Raw genomic sequence first — 20031 nt, 5'->3', positions numbered from 1 at the left:
GCATGACATAATTCTTATGTACATCTCTGCAATCCGCCGGAGACTTTTATCAAAGTCGGAGTTTTCTCCAGCTTCGATAAAAAACCGTATACGGAGATATAGGAAAATAAAAAGACTTATGTTAAGATAAATCTAAGAAAATTATACATTGGTCTCATATAAATTGGTGCCATTATAATATGATATGCATTGATTTAATGAGAAGCAACATGGCTATAGTGTAGAAAGAAATAGTCTTTAGGGGTGTGCAAAACATGAAAATATACGATTTTTCCAATGGAGATGAATTGCATCATTATAAAAAAGCCCTGGTGCTCACTTTCCGGGGATCTCGGGATGTGCTGAGTACCGGGCCGGATAATGGAGGTTTTCGAAAAGATCTGGAGGCAGTGTTTAATGTAGATATTAATCCGGGAGCCGGAATGGGGTGTGTGATGCGCGGCAAAACCTACGAAGAACATATGAATGTCATTGTTATCGAGGATCTGGGTTTGGATCCTTCCCATTGCAGCGGTTTATGCACGGCGGCAAGCATGGACAATGTGTCCATCCAGACGATGAAATATGAAGAATGCGCACCTTTTTCTGTGACGGCTATTGTTACGGCAGGGATTGAACATAATGGCGGAAGAGTTGGTGAACCGGCCCTCTGGCATGAGACGGGAGAAGAATTTTGCCAGGTAAAGCCGGGAACCATCAATATTTTATTACATATTGATGCCAATCTGGATGCGGGAACTCTTGCACGGACCGTGGTAACCTGCACGGAAGCCAAGGTGGCGGCCATTCAGGAGTTACAGGCACCAAGCTGTTCATCTCGAGGAATCGCTACCGGTTCCGGAACCGATGGGGTCATTGTCATTTCCAATCCGGAATCAGCAACGAAGCTGACCAATGCCGGAAAGAATTCCAAGCTGGGAGAATATATCGGCAAAACAGTGATGCGGGCAGTGAAAGAAGCCCTGTCTCTCCAGTCTGGATTAAACCCCAAAGGACAGCATGATATTATCTGTCGCATGGGTCGTTTTGGAGTGACCGAAGATGCCCTGTGGGAATATTACAAGGAACAGGGGAAAGGAACTCTTTCCAGAGCGGAATTTATGGACAGGCTTGACCGTAAAAGAAAGGATTCCCGTCTGGTAACCAATGCATCTCTCTATGCCCATCTCTTAGATCAGTTAGACTGGGGATTGTTGGATGCAGGAGAAGTCTGGCAGGCAGCAAAAGAACTGCTGGTTTTTCCTGACTTAGAGAAACAGGAAACGGCAGAGAAAGTACCGGAAGAATTACCGGAAAAGATACAGGTGGACAAAGAAGCAACGATTCAGTGGATGATTGAGCAGTATGTAAATGCTCTTTCCTATTTTAAAGAAATATGAAAAGAGAATTAAAAACAGAACTAACAAAACAGAAAATAATAAATGCTGCAATCCGTGAATTTTCCAGGAGCGGATATGAAAAAAGTTCCATTAATGAGATATGCAAAAGTGGAATAAATAAAGGCTTGATTTATCATAATTTTAAAAATAAGGATGAGCTTTATCTCATTTGTGTGAAGATAAGTTGCGATGGTTTTTTGGATTTGATGGATCAGAAGATGGAAAAGGTGGATATGAATCGATATTTCGAACTCCGGGAAGAGTATTCCTGCAGGGAAGAAAGCCGTATTTTTTTTGAGGCATTATTGAATCCTCCGGTTCATCTTGAACAGGAGATACGAACAGTCCTGAAGCCTTTTTATGAACACAGGGAAAAGGTGATAAAAGAAGTACTTTCATCCTTTCCATTGAGAGAAGGCTGGACCATGGAGGAAGCCTGCCGTTATTTTGCTCTCATCATAGATGGGTATAATGAATTTTTCAGCAGAAAGAGAATGAACAATCCTGAGTTGACATCCATCGTGGAAAAGCATGAAAACGATGTGCCGAAATTGATCGACCTGTTACTGTATGGAGTTGTGAAACGGTTGCAATAAGATTGACATTGGAAAAAAACAGGTATATAATTGACCTGTAGGTCAATTTTTTGGTGTGGCTTTGTAAACCATCGAAAATTGTTTAATTACATATTGTTGGATCATAGAACGTGAAGCAATTCATGTTCCATAAGGGGAAACAGGTGAAAGTCCTGTACTGTCCCGCAACTGTAAGTGGTTTTGCGCCATAAGTCAGAGTACCTTACTATGATCCGTTGTCTGATCTGCGAGGTATGGGAATGTAATCCCGATTTTGCAAATCTTTAATAAGAACCTTAAAACCCTTGAAAATCCAGTATTTTCAAGGGCTTTTCTTTTCTGATGACGGAAAGGAATGAAAAGGGGCATCTGGTCAGTTGGCTGGATGTCTCTTTTCGTTCTTAAGAACTAATTATTGGTCATATCTTGATTTTTTGTGGGGAGATGATATAAATGTAATTTGAAACATTATATACAGGAATGAATGAGCATGTTGCAAAGGCATTTGAAGTAGAATGTGAGGAGAAGGAAAATGAAAATTAAAATCAAAATCAAAATGAAAAAATTATTTTGCCTGTTGCTGGCGCTTATCATGACATCAACGGTGATGACCGGATGCGGGACACAGTCTGACGACGAAAAAAAGAATGAAAAAGAAACAGTAAGAGTTGCTTTGTGGGGTTCACAGCTTTTGGAGAATTATACCCAGTATCTGTGCGATACTTTCCCGGAGGTTGAGTTTGAATTCACACTTGCAACTAATTCCACGGATTATTACCGCTATCTGAATGACCATGATGATTTGCCGGATATTATGACTGTGAGACGATTTTCACTGAAGGATGCTGTTTTATTAAAGGATTTTCTGTATGATTTTTGTGATACGGAACTTGCTTCTACATTTTATGGTACATATCTTGAGAATTATACTTATGATGATGGTACTATTAATTTGCTTCCGGCATGTGCGGATGTAGATAGTATCATTATCAATGAGACGCTGTTTAAAGAGCATAATATTGATATCCCTACAGATTATGATTCTTTTATTGCTGCCTGTGAGGCGTTCGAAAAGTTGGGGATTAAGGGATTTTCTTCTGATTTTGGTGACGATTATACATGTATGGAAGTGCTTCAGGGTTTTTCAATTTCACAGCTTTTATCGATGGAAGGCAGGGAATGGCGCCAGAAGTATGAGAGTGGACTGACTAATCAGCTTTCAGAAGAAGTATGGATGCCGGTCTTTGAGAAATTTTTTGATATGAAGGAAAAGACAGGAATTGGAAAAGCAGAAGTAGAAATGATCAATCAGGATCCTAAAAAATTATATTTAGCCGGTAAGCTTGCGATGTACCGTGGTACAGGTGCAGATGCAATCGGTTTTTCGGGGCGCGAGGGAGACCACTCCATTTTGCTTCCATATTTTGAAGAGGATGAGAAAGATAACTGGTATTTGACATATCCTTCCTTCCAGGTTGCTGCCAGTAAAAAAGCAATGGAAGATCCTGAAAAGGAGAAACTGCTTCTCAGAATTATGGAAGCCATGTTGAATCAGGAAGGCCAGAGCTGCATCTCTTACGGAAAGAATATGATTCCTTATAACAGGGACGTAGATTTAGAACTGTTGCCGGAACTTGACAATATAAAACCATATATCGATCAGAACAAGATGTATATCCGCCTGGCTTCCAGTGAGATGTTCAGCATATCTCAGAATGTGGTGCAACGCATTCTGCTCGGCGAATTGAACACACCGAAAGAGGCGTTCGACGCATTCAATGTTCTTATGACCGAGAACGATACGTCTGATGATGTTGTAGCGCATATCAATACCGCATATTCCAATAAATTTACGACAGAGCATGGTAACCTTGCAGCATCTGCAGTTTATAATACTGTTCTTTCAGAAGCTGATGTTGATCTGGTATTTGGACAGTCATGCTATATAAGCAACGATGTCTATGAGGGCGATTATACGGAAAAGGATTTGGGATATCTTATTAATAATGATGTAGGAAAGCCTGTTATTGCTCATCTGACAGGGGAACAGATTTTCAAACTTGTTGAAAACACTCTTTCACTTAAGGGTAACAGAGGAGTTTGCTGTAATGACAGTACCCTGTATGTATCCAGTGGCTTTGAGATGAATATCTCAAGAACTGAAAGCGGCTATTCGCTTAATTCATTGACTGTAGGAGGGGAAAAGATGGATCAAAATGCGGAATTTTCCGTACTCCTTTGCAGTGACTACGACTGGTATGTGGTTGATGCCATGAAGGCAGTAGGGTGTGAAGATTACAAGATTGACGATGTCCATTTTGAGGAATATGTTTTCAAGAGACTCATTGAGAAAGGTGGTCAGTTGGAAGAGCCTTCGGATTACATTACCCTACAATGACACTGAATTCAAGAACGCCTCGGCGTTCTTGAATCAAATCAATCATGTTGAAATAGTAAGCACAGAATATGAATTTCAAAAAGGTGCTGACAAAATGCTAATAATAAAATAGGGGATTCATATTTAAAATTTGATAGTTGGAATTTATGAATTATTTGGAGAATATCATGAAAAAAACTATTTTTGTTTTGGGAATTATTTTCATCCTAATCAGTGTTATCGCATTTTTAATCGGGGGATTGTTTTGTTATGTTAGCAATCATATGTTGGATGGGCCGGCCGGTCTTTATGCACATCAGCGCGCAATAATGATGACAGCAATTATCTGTGGAATTATTTTGCTGGTTGTTGGGGTTGTCTTCTTGATTTTGTCAAAAAAGATGCGTTAGAAAATTATCTCGGAAGTTTTTGATGGGAAATTCATATTTATGAAATTGAAAAATATCCAGTTTTTAGTTCTGGATCAATCGGGATGTGAGGAGAGGAATGTGTTATGACATTAAAAGATATAAGCAGCGGCCCTGATTGGATTATATGGGTAGTCGGCATTATCTTGGCTATATTCAGTATTATTCTTCTTACAGGACATGGTGCAAATTTGATAGCTGGATATAATACAGCAAGTAAGGAAGTAAAGGATAAGTACAATGCTAAGAAACTTAGCAGAGTCGTCGGAGGTGGAATGACCGTTATAACCGGTTTGGTGTTTGCTATGGGGATTTTTGAGAATGTATTGCCAGCATCGTTTGCAGCAATATCCTTAATTATTATTATTATTATTATAATAGATATTGTAATAATGCTTGTGATAGCAAATACGGTCTGTAAGAAGTAGGCCTGTTTGTTGGTTTCAGGTATCGAACAACTTATGCCAAAACAGAGATCATGCCAGAGACATCAGAAGATAGTCAGTATACATTAAAAATATATATGATCGGGGAACCGTAATGGCCTTTCGGTGTTGCCCATTGCAGATTGGAATTATTGGCGGTGTGAAATTTTCTCTGTAAATCGATCTTCTATGATAATTGCTTGGGAGTAAATAGCATTTTTTGCCATTTACTCCCTTGATTTATATATAGCAAGAATCCGATGGCATGTCAAGAGCGGCTCCATAAATGGAGCCGTGCATTTACTTTTGATATGACAGCCGGATTTTTGTTATTCAGGCATCCTTTCCGGATACATGATCACTAATTCTGCCCTTACTTTTCCCCAGTTTCTTATTGGCATCGTCCATTTTTTTGCTACTTCAAACGTAGAAAGATACAAGGCTTTTAAGAGAGCTTGGAAATACGCTTCTTTGTTTATTCAGTCTCCTGTAAGATGAATTCAGGGATTCGATTGCATTGGTCGTATAAAAAGCGGTCCTTGTCTCTTTGGAAAATTTAAAGATCGGTGATATGGCATCCCAGTTTTCTCTCCACCGGTTTAAGACGCCTGGGTAGTGTGTCTCCCATTTTTCAGAAACCATATCTAACTGGCTCAATGCAGCTTTTTCATCCGGAGCGGTATATATTGTTTTCAGTTCTTTCGCAAAAGCTTTCATGTCTTTGTTTGCCACATATTTCAGTGTGTTCCTGACCATATGGACAATACAGCGTTGCTGTTCTGTCATTGGAAATGCCGCAGTGATGGCCTCTTTTATCCCTGTCAGCCCATCTGAGCAGAGAATCAGGATATCACGGACTCCGCGGTTTTTCAGGCTGTTCAGGACACTCAGCCAGTATTTACTGCTTTCGTTTTCACCGATCACGATGGTAAGTACCTCTTTTTTCCCTTCCTCGTTGATGCCGAGGACAACATATGCCGCAAGTTTCCGAATCACACCATCATCCCGGACGGAAAAATGTACGGCATCAATGAATACGATTGGATAGACAGCTGCCAGCGGACGGTTCTGCCATTCCTCAATCCGGGGCAGCTGCTTGTCCGTGATATCGGAAATCATACCTTCACTGACTTCGAATCCATAAATATCCTCAATGGTATCGGAGATCTGGCGGGTCGTCATCCCTTTTGCATACATGGCAATGATCTTATCGTCTATGGAGGAGATATCTTTTTTCCGTTTCGGGACAATCTTTGGCTCAAAAGTGCTTTCCCGGTCCTGAGGGACATCCACTTCGAACTCACCATATTTACTTCGCACCCGTTTGGATTTTGTGCCATTACGGTAATTCGGTTCTTCAGAACGTTCATATTTTTCATATCCAAGATGGTCGTCTATCTCGGCTTCAAGCATTTCCTGGATAGTACCGGAAAGAAGATCTTTCAGGGCATCCTGGATATCTTCTGCGGTTTCGATATCATACTCCTGGAGCAGCCCCTGGATGATGTTTCTTTTTCCTTCTGTCATTGGTTTCGGTTTGTAAACTTTTTTCTTTCTGTTTGCCATAATAAAAGGCCTCCTATGTTTTAATATTTTATCATAGAAGACCTTATAATTACTTATATTTTATTCTTTTACAGACTTTTTTTCACAGGCTCTCATAAACACAGCGACTACAGAGCAGATGGGATGTATTATTTTTTTCTTTTTTCGTCTATTACCAAATCTACAAATCAGTCACTGGCAGATAAAGATATGCTTCTTCTCCCTGATAACATTCAAAACACATCCCCTGATGTGATATTTTATACTCTTTTTGCGTACAGAGCCATTCGGTAAAGACGTAACGCCAGCCATCCCGTACAGCATCCGCTGTTTTTTCAGGAGTTTCCTGTGATTTAATTGTAAAAACTGCATATCGTCCGGCAGGAATCTCCACCTTATGGAAACCATCTGGAATTTCTGTAGAGTCAGTTAAAAAGCCAAAGAAATAGTGTAATTCACCGCTGATATGATCGGGATGAATCCATAGACCAACTTCGCCATAATCATGGATTCCTTCTGGATAGGCAGGGTATTCTTTAAAATTAATGTGATTCCAATAAGCACCAGATTTGCTATAATCACTGTCATATTCGCCGGGAATCTCATACCCAAGCGCTATCTGAGACTGTAATGTTTTAATTTCAACGTGTAGCATAATAAAGACCTCACTTTCTTTATTTTGTTTTAAATATTCTCGTGCACTAATACCATATTCTTTACGAAATGCTTTAGAAAAACCAGAACTGGTTTCAAAGCCATTATCAAATCCGGCCTGTGTGATGCTCATTCCAGATAAAATATCCTTTTTTGCTTTTTCCAAACGGAGAAGGCGTATGTATTTTCCCGGTGACATATCACAGCAGATTTTAAAAATGTGGCAGAAATGATAAAGAGAGTAACCATAGCGGGAAGCCAGAGCTTCTGCTGTTAATGGGTATTGAAGATGAGTTTTAATGTAGGTGGTACAATCTTCTATTATTTCTAAAGAATTATTTTTATTCACAATCTCTCCTTTCTGTAGTTTTTATGGGTGTTGTCAGTACATGTGCAGTCAGTGGCTGTAGATTTTATTATAAATATCATACACCAATACACAGGTTATGTTTTATAAATATTGTATCAGAGAAAAGAAAAAAGACTTTTCCAGAGTTGCGAAGTTTATCTGAAGAATAGAAATCGTCCGTAGTGGGAGTTGTAAATTGACAGAATATTATAGGTGATTTACAATATAACTAAAAAACATTTGGATATTAAAAAAATAATATTCAAGTCGAGCAACCGCGAGACTTGGCGCGTGATTCTGGTCAGCGTAAGCTGACATATTCTTTACAGAATCACTGCGCATCCTCGCGGAGCGTTTATCTCAGTCGGAGATTTGTTCTTAAATCTGATTTTTTTGGACTACACTCTGGCCGAAAAACCGGGGTCTAAAACCATAGATTCAACCTACGATTTGACCGGCCTGAGGGACTACACCCTGGCCGAAAAACCGGAGTCTAAAACATCCATTTCTGAATATAGACGAGCACTCTCGGAACCACACTTTGGAAGAAAAAACAGAATAGGCGTGAATATATAAAAAATCCCCGTATAGATACGTTTAAGTAGTTATCTATACGAGGATTTTTTTATTGTAGAAAAGCACATACTTTTATAAAAAATATATTTACTTTTGGATCAATATTGATATAATTTATAACTGAATCTCTTTTCTCTAAAGTCCAATAGATGAATCATCATCTGTTTGGACTTTTTTTGATTTTTTTAAAAAAATTTCTGGAACACCCGAACATTTGAGGTATTGCAATCGGTATATGTAATGAAAGGGAAATAAATCACTATTACACAATTGCAAACATAGTCGGGAAGGAGGTGAACTCGAATGGGTAAATCATCTTCTTCCGATGATAAAGAGACAATCAGATATCGATTTGATTCTTTTTGTAAAAAAGCATTGAAAGGTGAAGTCGCTGATTATGAAAGGCATATGGCATATCGAAGGGAACATGAAATTTCTTTTTCCGAATTATCTGAGCAGGAATTACGAAAACTGTATGCAACTGATGAGTACAAGTCAGACAGTTATCTATTTCAGGCATTGGGATATGATATCGAAGTGAGAGATGCATTGATTGCGGAAACATTGCAGTTATTAACAGAGAAGAAACGAAATGTTGTCTTGCTGTCTTATTTCATGGACATGAGTGATGCGGAGATTGCCAGAGAGATGAATCTGGTACGCAGTACCATTCATGAGCATCGGAAACGGTCTCTTGAACAAATGAAAAAAATAATGGAGGGAACTTTAGATGGAAAAAAAGAATCAAGTGAAAAAAGCTGATCTGTTGCCTTTCTATATAATAAAGGCAGCATCAGATGGTGATGTGGAAGCAATCAACACGGTCGTGGATCATTATGAGGGATACATAATCAGATTATCAATTCGGAAAATGTATGATGAGTATGGACAGATTCATTTTTGTATCGACGAGATACTTCGCAGACACCTTGAAACAAAACTGATTACAAAGGTTTTGGATTTTAAGATAGCATAGCATGTTTTAGATTTATTCCCTTTTCAAATATCTGAAATATTTTGAACCTTGATAATTTAATATGGAATTCCTGCAAGTACGTGTGAAGTAGTTGAGCCGTGTAATAAATACGCCATGATTATCTGTTCAGGTTAATTTTCCAACAAAATGTTACAAAGCAAGTTGAAAATGGATTCATGCGATGAAATGTTTGTAAGAAACAACATTGAAGTAAAGGTAAGAGCGAGAAATATTTCATTACAGTCAGAGGTTGGGAACTCTGTGGCGAAGATGCTGCTTTTGATAATGATACTTCCGGCAAATGACCGGTCTGAAAAAGATGGTGCAATTCCAATGGGGCTATACCCGATGGCCGCTTGCAGGGGATTATTCTATTGATAGAAAGGAATATTTGTTATAATTATGATTGGAAAAGAGGAGTACAAATGGAGTGTGAAAAAACATTATTGTCTTTTGAAGAATTTTGTAATTATGTTGGAATTGGAAAGACAAAAGCAAGAGAATTGATATCGAATCCATGCTGTAAATATGTTGTCAGGATAGGCCGAAGAGTTTTTATTCATAAAGAATTGTTTGATGAAGAATTGAAGAAAAATGCAAAATATGGATTAACTATGTAAATTAGTATTGATCAATGAAAAATATCTATGACTAATGAAATGATATTGCTTGTTATTGCGTCATGATTGTGCTACAATGATTATGAAAGGAGATGGGAAAATGCCAAAAATAATACCAGTTAGGGAACTTAGAAATACAAGTGAAATATCAGAAATGTGCCATAGTTCAGATGAGCCGGTGTTTATTACAAAAAACGGATATGGAGATATGGTAATCATGAGTTTGGAAACTTTTGAAAAGAATTCTGGTATGAGAGATTTCTATACTAATTTAGAATTTCCAAACGGGAGAACATCAGATTTAAAGAAACATAAATAGCATTTTTGCATCTCTGAAATTTGATTTATTTTATTAGTGATTGGATCTTTTTCGTTGTAAGAAAACAATAGAAAGGATGCAATTATGGGTAAAAGCTTAAATGGTAAGGAATTAGGGAGAGGCATAACTCAGCGACCGGATGGCAGATATATGGGACGTGCACAAGTTGAAGGTAAGTCCATCGTTCTATATGACTGGAAATTAAAAAATCTCAAAAAGAATTTGGCAATTGCTATTGACGAAGTCAAAAGAGACAATTTATCAAAGAATGGTATTGGAAAATATATCACATTAAATGAATGGTTTGAAGAGTGGTATTCTAAATATAAAGCTCCAATATTAAAAAATGGAGGTTCCCCTTCATATAAGAGAAAATTTGTTAATTATTATGGCGTTCGTATTGGAACAAAACCTTTGATTGATATCAGACAGATTCATGTTCAGACTGCAATTGCTGATATGATTGAATGTGGCAGATCTTCAAAATCGATTAGAGAAGCTACGGGTATTTTCCAGAGCTGCGTCGAGGCTGCTATTGCCAATGGTTTAATGACAATTAATCCTGTTCTTGGAGTAGTAATACCGAAATGTGAAACAGTTGAAAGACGAGTGTTGTCTGTTGAAGAACAGGAAATTTTTCTGGAATATCTGAAGAGTCAGAACCATTGGTATCAGGAAATGTGTCAGTTCCTTCTGCTTACAGGTTTGAGAGTTGGGGAAGCAAGTGCTCTACGATGGGATGATATAGATTTTGTACATAAATTTATATATGTTAAAAGAAGTCTAACTTATGAGTATATAAATGGTGCAAAAACGCTGAAAATAACTACTCCCAAAACAGAAAATTCCGTCAGGAAAGTCCCATTTTTTGGGGAAACACAAGCTGTTCTTGAACGACAACATGAAAAAATCAATAGTAGACGGCAAGAAAAGAAAAATGTATGGCGGCAACCAGAAGAATTTGGTGATCTTGTCTTTTTAACATCGCTTGGATCTCCTGTTGGACGACATAATTTAGAAAGCATATTGCGAAGTATCACAAAGCAGATTAATGAAATGTTTCGTGTAGAGGCGCAATATACAGGAGAGGTTCCACGTCATATCGAAGGGATTCATCCTCATGCTTTAAGACATACTTTTGCTACAAGATGTTTTGAAAAGGGTATGTCACCGAGAACTGTCCAGGAGATAATGGGACACGCAAATTATAACACTACAGTTTCTTATACACATGTGTTGGATGACATCAAACAGAAGGAGGCAATGAGAGTAGGAAACTTTCTGGAAAATAAAATTGAACAGAGTCCGGCAATTGATTATGAAAGCTTAATAGGCATTATGTGATGCTGTATTTTACTCACGTATATTGTGTAGACGTCCATTAATAACTTACGAAATCAGATTATATCGTAAGATAAAAATGGGATGAACAGTGATTATGGAAGATTGTTAGAATAAACTAATCACGAAAACTATGCAAAACAGATGTAAAGCTTTCTGTGGGGGATTCTGTGCAGGCAGTTTATAATAAAGAAAATAAAACTGTGGAAGTTCTGATCGGTTTTAAAAAGATGGATGATAGTGCGGTAATCGGTCCTGATGGCAATAAAACAGCGTATTGGAGTGAATCCTACAGGAAAGTAAAGAATCTCTATCAGGATGCAACGGGTAAAAAAGTAACTACAACCAAACTTTGGAACGACTATTCGAAACTGCGAGGAAAGCTGAAAAAACAGAATGCAAGTCTTGGCCTTAAGGCAAGTGCGTCTGTAGCAGGATATTTAGAATTTTCCTGTGGAAGTGGGAAACCAGTATTTTCCAAAGGTGGAATCGTGACAGAGATGAAGACTGGCGCAGATTATACATTCCACTGGAACCCACCGTTTTCAGCGGTATATACAAGAATAGGAGTAGGAGTTGACAGTGCAGGTAATCTCGAACTGAAATACAACAATGCAAAGCAGTTTGTATTTTCTGGAAGTCTTGCAATTAATGGTACATTAGAAGGTGCGATTGGAATTGGAAGTAAGAGAGGCGGAACTTATGCAGAAGGTACATTAACTGGAAAGATGAACTCCAAACTGAAGTTCCCTGTAGCATCTTTGGAAGATTCTCTGGAAGTTACCGGAAATCTGACGGCAAAAATTAATATTGCTGTACTTAACTATGATTTGACAGAAGATAATTTAAAACATGATTTCGGAGATTATCAATTCTATCCGGCACAGAGCAAGGCAAAGATGCGCAGTATACAAAAGCGTGCCAAAAGCGTAATTGATGAGTCGGAGATGACGTTAACAGACCGTTCTTATCTAAAGGATACAGAGAATAGTATCCAGGCATACGCATTGGATGGAACCTTTGAAAAGGAAAATTGTTTTCCAAATAGTGCACCGCAGCTTATTTCTTTCACTAATGGTAAAAAGCTTTTAATTTGGAACGATGATAATCCAGAAAAAGATAAGAAGAATAATGTTGCCATCTATTACTGTGTATATGATGGCCAAAGCTGGGGCGAGCCAAAGCTTCTTGAGGATGGAGGCTGTCTTTGCGGCAGTGTTTCAGCAGTGGAGAATAACGGAAAGGTAAATATTGTATTTTCACGTTCAAATGGACAGGTGTATGCAGAAGATACCTTGGATGATACATTACGTCAGATGGATTTATATACTGCGGAATTTGACGGAGAAAACTTTTCTTTTCCAGATAAATTAAAAACAGAAGAAGATTATATGGGAAGTGGTAATACAAATTCCGTATATGAAATGATGTATAGTGTTGGGGGTAATGAGGATCAGTTATGCTATGCGTGGGTAGAAAACACAGAAAATTCCTATTTCCTGTCAGAAGGAAGTAATTCTATTTACAGAGTAGAAGATGTGGGCGGCGGTGTTGTTGATAAGGAATCTATCCGATATACTACAGATACCGTATCTGATTTCGTAATGAGTAAAGATGGCAGATACATGGCGTGGAAAGAAACAAGTTCTGATGATGATATCGGCAAAATTTATGTATCGACCGGATCAGGAGATGTAAAATCAATTTCTACGGATGAAGAATTTTCTAATTTAAAAATTGCAGATGGTCAATTATTTGCGACAAAAGAAGATGGAATCTGTTACTGGGATCTTGCCACAAGAAAAGAGGAAGGCGAATGTTCACTGAACCTGAGTGATTACGAAGTAGTGAAGAATGGAGATTCTTATATAATTGTCTATCGTCAGGTAGATGAGAGTGGAAAGCAGACACTCTGGATGGTAAAAGGCAGTGAGTCCAATTGGGGAGAATCTGTTCAGATTTCAGACGATAATTCCTACATAAGAAGCATGAGCATTTCTTTAGATGAAGAAGGAAATGTAATGGCTGCCCAGAATCTTTTAGACGTTACAAAAGACGGTGTGCAGTTTGATAAAGGTACATTAAAAGTAGATACTTTAGATAGCTATGCAGACCTTATCTGTGGGGAGTACCTTGCTTATGATTCCGATAAAATTGTTCCAGATGGAAATGCCGACTTTGCTTTCTCTGTTTTAAATAACAGCCAAAAAGAAATGAATTCTTTTGAGGCAGTAATAAAGGATGAGAAGGAAAATGTCCTCTATTCAGGTGAAGTATCTGAAAATATAGCATCTGGAGAAGAAAAAGAATGTACAGTAACTGCTCATTTACCAGCAAGCATACAAAAAACAAAAGTAACTTTGACAGTAACACCTTCTTATCATGAGGCAGATACAACAAACAACAGTTGCTCTACAACTTATGGTTATGCCAATATACAGATTGCAAATGTAGAACAAAAAGAGAATAACCAGGTTGCAGTTACAATGAAGAATACTGGATATGAAGCAATTACAGGTTTGTCCATTGCATTTTATCTTAATTCAGAAGAAGATACACCGATTTATACTGGTGAAGGTTCGGCATTAGCTGTAGGAGAAACAGTTATAAAGACGTATACCATTCCTGAAAATGTGTTAGAAGGAGAAGAGGGAACGGCATCTTTAATTTGTGTTGTCACACCAAAAGAAGAAGAGCAGGAAACTGCAGATAATACAGGATATCTGGAATTCTCATGGAATAAAACTAAGCCGGTTAATCCAGGCAAACCAAACCCGGATGATTCCAAGAAGGATGATAACACAGACAAACCAAACCCGGATGATTCCAAGAAGGATGATACTACAGACAAACCGAAACCAGACGATTCCAAGAAAGATGACAATACAGATAAACCAAACGATATTTCAAATCGCCAGATAAAAGTAAATTCTATTCAAATTGCCGGAATTTCCAAGCAGATTGCGCAGGGAAAGAAAGTTACTTTAAAAGCTGCAGTTTATCCAAATACAGCAACGAACAAAAGGATAATCTGGACTTCCTCAAATCCAAAAGTAGCGACAGTAAATGCAAATGGTGTTGTAACAGTGAAAAAGAAAACCGGAGGGAAAAAGGTAACGATTACGGCAACGGCGACTGATGGCAGCAGAGTTTCCGCATCCTGGAAAGTAACTTCCATGAAAGGAATCGTAAAGAAGGTGAAAATTACAGGAGCGAAAACTGTTAAAGCAGGAAAAAGCTTAAAATTAAAAGCCAACGTAACTGCTACAAAGAAAGCGAATAAAAAGTTACAGTGGACATCCTCCAACACAAAATATGCCACTGTTAATGCCAAAGGTGTAGTCAAAACTAAAAAGACCGCCAAAGGAAAAGCTATAAAGATTACCGCTATGGCAACCGACGGAAGCGGAAAAAAAGCAACCTTTAAAATCAAGGTAAAATAATTATAATATCAAGGTTTTCTTGAATTTTTAACCACTTCTTCTCTAACAGCCAGTAAAATGACTTTGGAGAGCCAACAAACAGAAAATGAAAAAGGATACTGCCCTCAAGATGTAATGTCGGAGTGAGTGAAAATGCGGTGAAGCATTTTGCTCGAACGACTATCTTTACAGCTTGAGGGGAGTATCCTTTTTCATTTTCGTCTGTTTATCCGCAAAATCCATTTTACTTCTCTCTCATTTTATGTTATGTTTATATACGATTATGCCATTTTTTATGGCTGCTTTTTTGAGTATAGAGAATGGAATGAAAAAACAATAAGACATAATATATTTTTTGAAGGAGTTGTAAACGAGAATGTCAGAGATTTATTTTGACAATGGAGCGACCACAAGAGCGCTGCCGCAGGTGCGTGAGATTATGGATGAGGTACTTGAGAAAGAGTATGGGAATCCTTCTTCTATGCATATGAAAGGATTTGATGCAGAGAAGTATGTCAATCATGCGAAAGAGATTATCGCAAAGAGTCTGAAAGTTGATCCAAAGGAGATTTATTTTACTTCTGGTGGTACAGAGGCGAATAATCTTGCATTGATCGGCACTGCATTTGCAAATAAAAGAGAGAGAAAGCACATTATTACAAGCTGTATTGAACATGCTTCTGTATATAATCCATTATCTTTTTTGGAAGATGAGGGATTTGAAGTGACCTATCTTCCTGTCGATGAACATGGAATCGTAGATTTAGAGGCTTTAAAGAAGGCGCTTCGTAAAGATACGTTGATGGTTTCTATTATGTGCGTGAATAATGAGATTGGTGCCATCGAACCGATTGAGGAGATTGGAAAGATTGTAAAGTCTTTTGATCCAAAGATTTTATTCCATACCGATTGTATTCAGGCATATGGTAAGTTGAATTGTTACCCTAAGAAATGGAAAGCAGATATGATTTCTGTAAGTGGACATAAGATTCATGGTCCAAAGGGAATCGGATTTATTTATATTAAGAATGGAACAAAGATAAAGCCGATCATCTGGGGTGGAAATCAACAGAAGGGAATGCGTTCCGGAACAGAAAATGTGCCGGGGATTGCAGGTCTTGGTAAGGCGGCAGAGTTGATTTATGAGAATCATGAGGAAAAGATCGCACATATCAGAGAGATAAAGGAGCATTTTATAAAAAGAGTGATGGAGGAGATTCCAGAAGTGAAGGATAATTCCGGAGATGCTCCGCATGTGGCGAGTATCAGCTTTTTAGGAGTAAGAAGTGAAGTGCTTCTTCACGCATTAGAAGAACGTGAGATTTATGTATCGGCAGGTTCTGCCTGTTCATCTAATAAACCGGAAGTCAGCGGTACTTTGAAGGGCATTGGCCTTACAAAGGAATACTATGAATCGACGCTTCGTTTTTCATTCTCTATTTTTAATACAGTAGAAGAAGCAGATATTTGTGTGGAGGCATTAAAGGAGTTATTACCGATGCTTCGGAGATTTACAAGACGATAAAACAATTAGAACATAATGTACTCTCGGAATCTTTTTGTGCTTCATTTTGTGACAAGAAAGACTACGAGAGTACAACATATAAAGAAGGAGATATTTATGGAATTTAAAGCATTTTTGATTAAATATGCGGAAATAGGAATCAAGGGAAATAACCGCCGCTTTTTTGAAGATGCCCTTGTTCGTCAGATGAAGTATGCATTAAAACCGGTTGGAGAGTTTGCTATCCGAAAAGAATCCGGACGTATTTTTGTACATGCATTAGAAGAATATGATTTTGATGAGGCAGTGGAAAGTTTAAGCCATGTATTTGGTATTGCAGGAATCTGTCCGATCGTAGTGGAAGAAGATAAAGATTTTGAAAAGATTGCAGAAGTAGTAGAAAAATATGTTGATGAGGATTATGCAGACAAGCATTTTTCTTTTAAAGTACATGTAAGAAGAGCAGATAAAAAGTATCCGATTCCTTCTATGGAAGCGGCAGCCCGTCTTGGAGAGAGATTGTTAGAGAAGTTTGAGGACTTAAGTGTTGATGTACACAATCCAGATGTTATGCTTACAGTGGAGATTCGTGATAAGGTATATATTTATTCCAGAGAAATCGCAGGACCAGGGGGAATGCCGGTTGGTACAAACGGAAGAGCAATGCTTCTTCTTTCCGGTGGTATCGACAGCCCTGTGGCAGGCTATATGATTTCTAAGAGAGGGGTAAGTATCGATGCAACTTACTTCCATGCACCTCCTTATACAAGTGAGAGAGCAAAACAGAAGGTTGTAGATTTAGCGAAAGAAATCGCAAAGTATACAGGACCGATCACTCTGCATGTCGTTAACTTTACAGATATTCAGATGGCAATCTATGAGAAGTGTCCACATGATGAGCTTACGATTATTATGCGCCGTTATATGATGAAGATTGCAGAACATTTTGCTAATCAGGATAACTGTCTTTCTCTTGTTACAGGAGAAAGTATCGGACAGGTTGCCAGTCAGACGATGCACAGTCTGTATGTGACGAATGAGGTTTGTCAGATGCCGGTATTCCGTCCATGTATCGGACTTGATAAAAATGAAATTGTAAAAGTGGCAGAAAAGATTGGAACATATGAGACATCTATTCTTCCATATGAAGATTGCTGTACGATCTTTGTGGCAAAACATCCGGTTACCAAGCCGAGATTAGATGTGATCAAACGCTCTGAGAGAAATCTTGATGACTGTATTGATGAATTGATGAAAACAGCGATCGAGACAACAGAAGAGATTAAGATTAATGCACATTAATTGAAAAATGTATTAAAAAAACCGGGGAAAATAAAGTATTTTCCTCGGTTGATTTCATACATTATGTAACTGTGCAATAGAATTATTCAGTTACTAAATATGGCTGTAACTGTTCCATGATCTCATCGAGATTATCAGCGTTATGGATATTCAGATCAATAGGTTTAGAAATATCTAAGCTGAAAATTCCCATGATAGATTTTGCATCAATAACGTAACGACCGGAAACTAAATCAAATTCTGCATCAAAGCGATTGATAACATTAACAAATGTTTTTACCTTGTCGATGGAATTTAAAGAGATTTTAATCGTTTTCATGTATACGTTCCTCCTTAAAATGTCTATATATTTTTAATAATATAGTACCTTTTTAGTGTAAAAAAGTCAATAGATTTAAGGAGAATTTGGAAAATATTATCTAATAATAAAGGGTAATTTATTGTCCTTCTTTTCTGTTGATTTTTTTATATATGTTTATATGATAAAGAAGGTAACGTGTGAGAATAAAATGATAAAAGGTTCCGAGAGTGTATTAGAGCAGAAAAGGAGAAACGGAAAAAGGAGATTTTATATATGAGCAAAAGAAGAGCGGCATTTCTTACACTAGGCTGTAAGGTAAATCAGTATGAGACCGATGCGATGGAAGAAATTCTTGAAAAGAATGGATATGACATTGTCAGTTTTAAAGAGACAGCAGATGTCTATATTATAAATACTTGTTCTGTTACAAATATGGCAGACAGAAAGAGCCGTCAGATGATCCACCGGGCAAAGAAGAATAATCCGGATGCAGTGATCGTAGCGGCAGGATGTTATGTACAGGCTGCAGAAAAAGAAATGGCGGAGAAAAATATGGCAGACATCCTTGTTGGTAATAATAAAAAGAAGGATATTGCACAGATCCTTGAGGAATATTTTGCAGTAAAAGAAGAAGAACAGCAGGTTCCGTTAGTTTCTGAAGTGATTGATATTAACCATACAAAAGAATATGAAGATTTGACAATTCATAAAGTAAATGAGCATACACGAGCATATATTAAAATACAGGATGGATGTAATCAGTTTTGTTCTTATTGCATCATTCCTTATACAAGAGGAAGAATCCGCAGCAAAAACCCGGAAGAAGTTATTGAAGAGGTAAAGAATCTGGCAGCACAGGGATATAAGGAAATCGTGCTTACCGGAATTCATTTAAGTTCTTATGGTAAAGATCTGGGGGATATAACGCTTCTTGATGTGATTCAGAGAATACAGCAGATAGAGGATATTGAAAGGATTCGTCTTGGCTCTTTGGAACCACGAATTATTACAGAACAATTTGTAAAGGAATTAAGAGCGTGTGATAAAGTCTGTCCACACTTCCATCTTTCCTTACAGAGCGGCTGTGATGAAACGTTAAAGCGTATGAATCGTAAATATACAACGGAGGAATATGAGACAGCCTTAAATATTTTAAGGACATATTATGAGCATCCGGCGCTGACTACCGATGTTATTGCCGGTTTTGTCGGGGAGACAGAAGAAGAGTTTGAAAAAACAAGAGCATATCTTGAAAAGATTAATCTTTACGAAATGCATATTTTCAAGTATTCTGTAAGAGAGGGAACAAGAGCGCAGAAGATGTCCGGTCATGTGCCGGAGCAGGTAAAGACAGAGCGTTCCGATGTACTTCTTGCGATGGCAAAGCGCCATAAATCGGAATTTGAAAAATGGTATGTTGGAAGAAAAGAAAAAGTACTTTTAGAAGAAATCGTAGAGAAGAATGGTAAAAAATATTTCCAGGGATATACTGCTCATTATGTGAAAGTTGCGGTGGAATTGTCGGAAAATGATACAAAATTAAGACAAAATGAAGTAATTGTAGTAGATATTCAAGGATTTATTGATGAAAATTTACTGTACGGAAAAGTTTCGATTGAATTTTAATGTCACTCATAGTAAAATATTTATTGATTGTAAATCTGCTAGAAGGAGGTAGACATGGGTAGAAATAATACACAGTTTTTTCATGTGGTTAAAGAACAGGAATACGATGTGGCATCTATTTTGAAAGATGTGTACGAAGCATTAACGGAAAAAGGATATAATCCTGTGAATCAGATCGTAGGTTATATTATGTCTGGAGATCCGACTTATATTACCAGTCATAAGAATGCAAGAAGCCTGATTATGAAGGTGGAGCGTGATGAGATTCTTGAAGTTTTATTCGAAAATTATATTGATACTCAGTTGAAGTAA

The 20031-nt window shown here is 37.7% G+C and carries 18 protein-coding genes, 2 pseudogenes and 1 riboswitch; of the genes and pseudogenes, 17 read left to right on the top strand and 3 right to left on the bottom strand.

Annotated features, from left to right (window positions below; genetic code table 11):
• Positions 1-254 precede the first annotated feature (254 nt).
• From EHLA_RS09690 to EHLA_RS09670, 6 genes and pseudogenes are all read left to right on the top strand, one after another.
• Entirely contained in the window at positions 255-1379 is a 1125-nt protein-coding gene (locus EHLA_RS09690; RefSeq protein WP_096240604.1) for an adenosylcobinamide amidohydrolase, read from the top strand.
• Positions 1376-1531: pseudogene (locus EHLA_RS17035) on the top strand (TetR/AcrR family transcriptional regulator); the annotation flags it as partial. The gene EHLA_RS09690 and the pseudogene EHLA_RS17035, both read left to right, overlap by 4 nt.
• Positions 1532-1552: 21 nt before the next feature.
• The gene (locus EHLA_RS09685) at positions 1553-1975 is read left to right on the top strand and encodes a hypothetical protein (protein WP_242970784.1); all 423 of its coding nucleotides are present in this window, start codon (positions 1553-1555) and stop codon (positions 1973-1975) included.
• Between the two features lie 87 nt (positions 1976-2062).
• Positions 2063-2200: riboswitch (cobalamin riboswitch) on the top strand.
• 286 nt (positions 2201-2486) lie between these two features.
• On the top strand, positions 2487-4352 hold the full coding sequence (locus EHLA_RS09680; protein ID WP_096240600.1) for an ABC transporter substrate-binding protein: 1866 nt from the start codon (positions 2487-2489) through the stop codon (positions 4350-4352).
• Between the two features lie 167 nt (positions 4353-4519).
• A complete protein-coding gene (locus EHLA_RS09675) occupies positions 4520-4741 on the top strand; it encodes a hypothetical protein (protein WP_096240598.1) in 222 nt (73 codons plus the stop codon).
• A gap of 104 nt (positions 4742-4845) precedes the next feature.
• Complete coding sequence (locus EHLA_RS09670; RefSeq protein ID WP_096240596.1) at positions 4846-5187, top strand: DUF3784 domain-containing protein; 342 nt, start codon at positions 4846-4848, stop codon at positions 5185-5187.
• A gap of 326 nt (positions 5188-5513) precedes the next feature.
• Here the strand turns inward: EHLA_RS09670 and EHLA_RS09665 are convergent.
• Positions 5514-6711 (bottom strand): annotated as a pseudogene (locus EHLA_RS09665) (IS256 family transposase).
• 199 nt (positions 6712-6910) lie between these two features.
• A complete protein-coding gene (locus EHLA_RS09660; protein WP_096240594.1) occupies positions 6911-7732 on the bottom strand; it encodes an AraC family transcriptional regulator in 822 nt (273 codons plus the stop codon).
• 879 nt (positions 7733-8611) lie between these two features.
• Here EHLA_RS09660 and EHLA_RS09655 point away from each other — a divergent pair.
• From EHLA_RS09655 to thiI, 9 genes are all read left to right on the top strand, one after another.
• Entirely contained in the window at positions 8612-9070 is a 459-nt protein-coding gene (locus EHLA_RS09655) for a sigma factor-like helix-turn-helix DNA-binding protein (RefSeq protein WP_096240592.1), read from the top strand.
• Entirely contained in the window at positions 9039-9284 is a 246-nt protein-coding gene (locus EHLA_RS09650) for a helix-turn-helix domain-containing protein (RefSeq protein ID WP_096240590.1), read from the top strand. The genes EHLA_RS09655 and EHLA_RS09650 overlap by 32 nt, the downstream gene beginning before the upstream one ends.
• A gap of 168 nt (positions 9285-9452) precedes the next feature.
• Positions 9453-9662: a hypothetical protein gene (locus tag EHLA_RS16240; protein WP_096240588.1), complete on the top strand. Its 210-nt coding sequence runs from the start codon at positions 9453-9455 to the stop codon at positions 9660-9662.
• 47 nt (positions 9663-9709) lie between these two features.
• Positions 9710-9904, top strand: coding sequence for an excisionase (locus EHLA_RS09640; protein ID WP_096240586.1), 195 nt, complete (start codon positions 9710-9712; stop codon positions 9902-9904).
• A 100-nt stretch (positions 9905-10004) separates the two neighbouring features.
• A complete protein-coding gene (locus EHLA_RS09635) occupies positions 10005-10223 on the top strand; it encodes a type II toxin-antitoxin system Phd/YefM family antitoxin (protein WP_096240584.1) in 219 nt (72 codons plus the stop codon).
• An 84-nt stretch (positions 10224-10307) separates the two neighbouring features.
• A complete protein-coding gene (locus tag EHLA_RS09630; RefSeq protein ID WP_096240582.1) occupies positions 10308-11567 on the top strand; it encodes a tyrosine-type recombinase/integrase in 1260 nt (419 codons plus the stop codon).
• A gap of 167 nt (positions 11568-11734) precedes the next feature.
• Positions 11735-15007 carry an Ig-like domain-containing protein gene (locus EHLA_RS16635; protein ID WP_242970710.1) on the top strand — a complete coding sequence of 1091 codons (3273 nt, stop codon included), beginning with the start codon at positions 11735-11737 and terminating at the stop codon, positions 15005-15007.
• Positions 15008-15362: 355 nt separating this feature from the next.
• The gene (locus EHLA_RS09620; RefSeq protein ID WP_096240580.1) at positions 15363-16511 is read left to right on the top strand and encodes a cysteine desulfurase family protein; all 1149 of its coding nucleotides are present in this window, start codon (positions 15363-15365) and stop codon (positions 16509-16511) included.
• A gap of 96 nt (positions 16512-16607) precedes the next feature.
• Positions 16608-17792 carry a tRNA uracil 4-sulfurtransferase ThiI gene (gene thiI, locus EHLA_RS09615; RefSeq protein ID WP_096240579.1) on the top strand — a complete coding sequence of 395 codons (1185 nt, stop codon included), beginning with the start codon at positions 16608-16610 and terminating at the stop codon, positions 17790-17792.
• A gap of 82 nt (positions 17793-17874) precedes the next feature.
• Here the strand turns inward: thiI and EHLA_RS09610 are convergent, their stop codons facing one another.
• Positions 17875-18111 carry an HPr family phosphocarrier protein gene (locus EHLA_RS09610; protein WP_021907228.1) on the bottom strand — a complete coding sequence of 79 codons (237 nt, stop codon included), beginning with the start codon at positions 18109-18111 and terminating at the stop codon, positions 17875-17877.
• 255 nt (positions 18112-18366) lie between these two features.
• On the opposite strand from EHLA_RS09610, the gene mtaB reads away from it, so the two are divergent.
• On the top strand, positions 18367-19719 hold the full coding sequence (gene mtaB, locus EHLA_RS09605) for a tRNA (N(6)-L-threonylcarbamoyladenosine(37)-C(2))-methylthiotransferase MtaB (RefSeq protein WP_096240576.1): 1353 nt from the start codon (positions 18367-18369) through the stop codon (positions 19717-19719).
• A gap of 54 nt (positions 19720-19773) precedes the next feature.
• On the top strand, positions 19774-20031 hold the full coding sequence (locus EHLA_RS09600; protein ID WP_005350395.1) for an IreB family regulatory phosphoprotein: 258 nt from the start codon (positions 19774-19776) through the stop codon (positions 20029-20031).

The sequence above is a fragment of the Anaerobutyricum hallii genome, from assembly GCF_900209925.1.
Lineage (GTDB): Bacteria > Bacillota > Clostridia > Lachnospirales > Lachnospiraceae > Anaerobutyricum > Anaerobutyricum soehngenii.
Note: the sequence above shows the minus strand (reverse complement) of the source record. Positions and strands in the feature narration are given on the sequence as shown.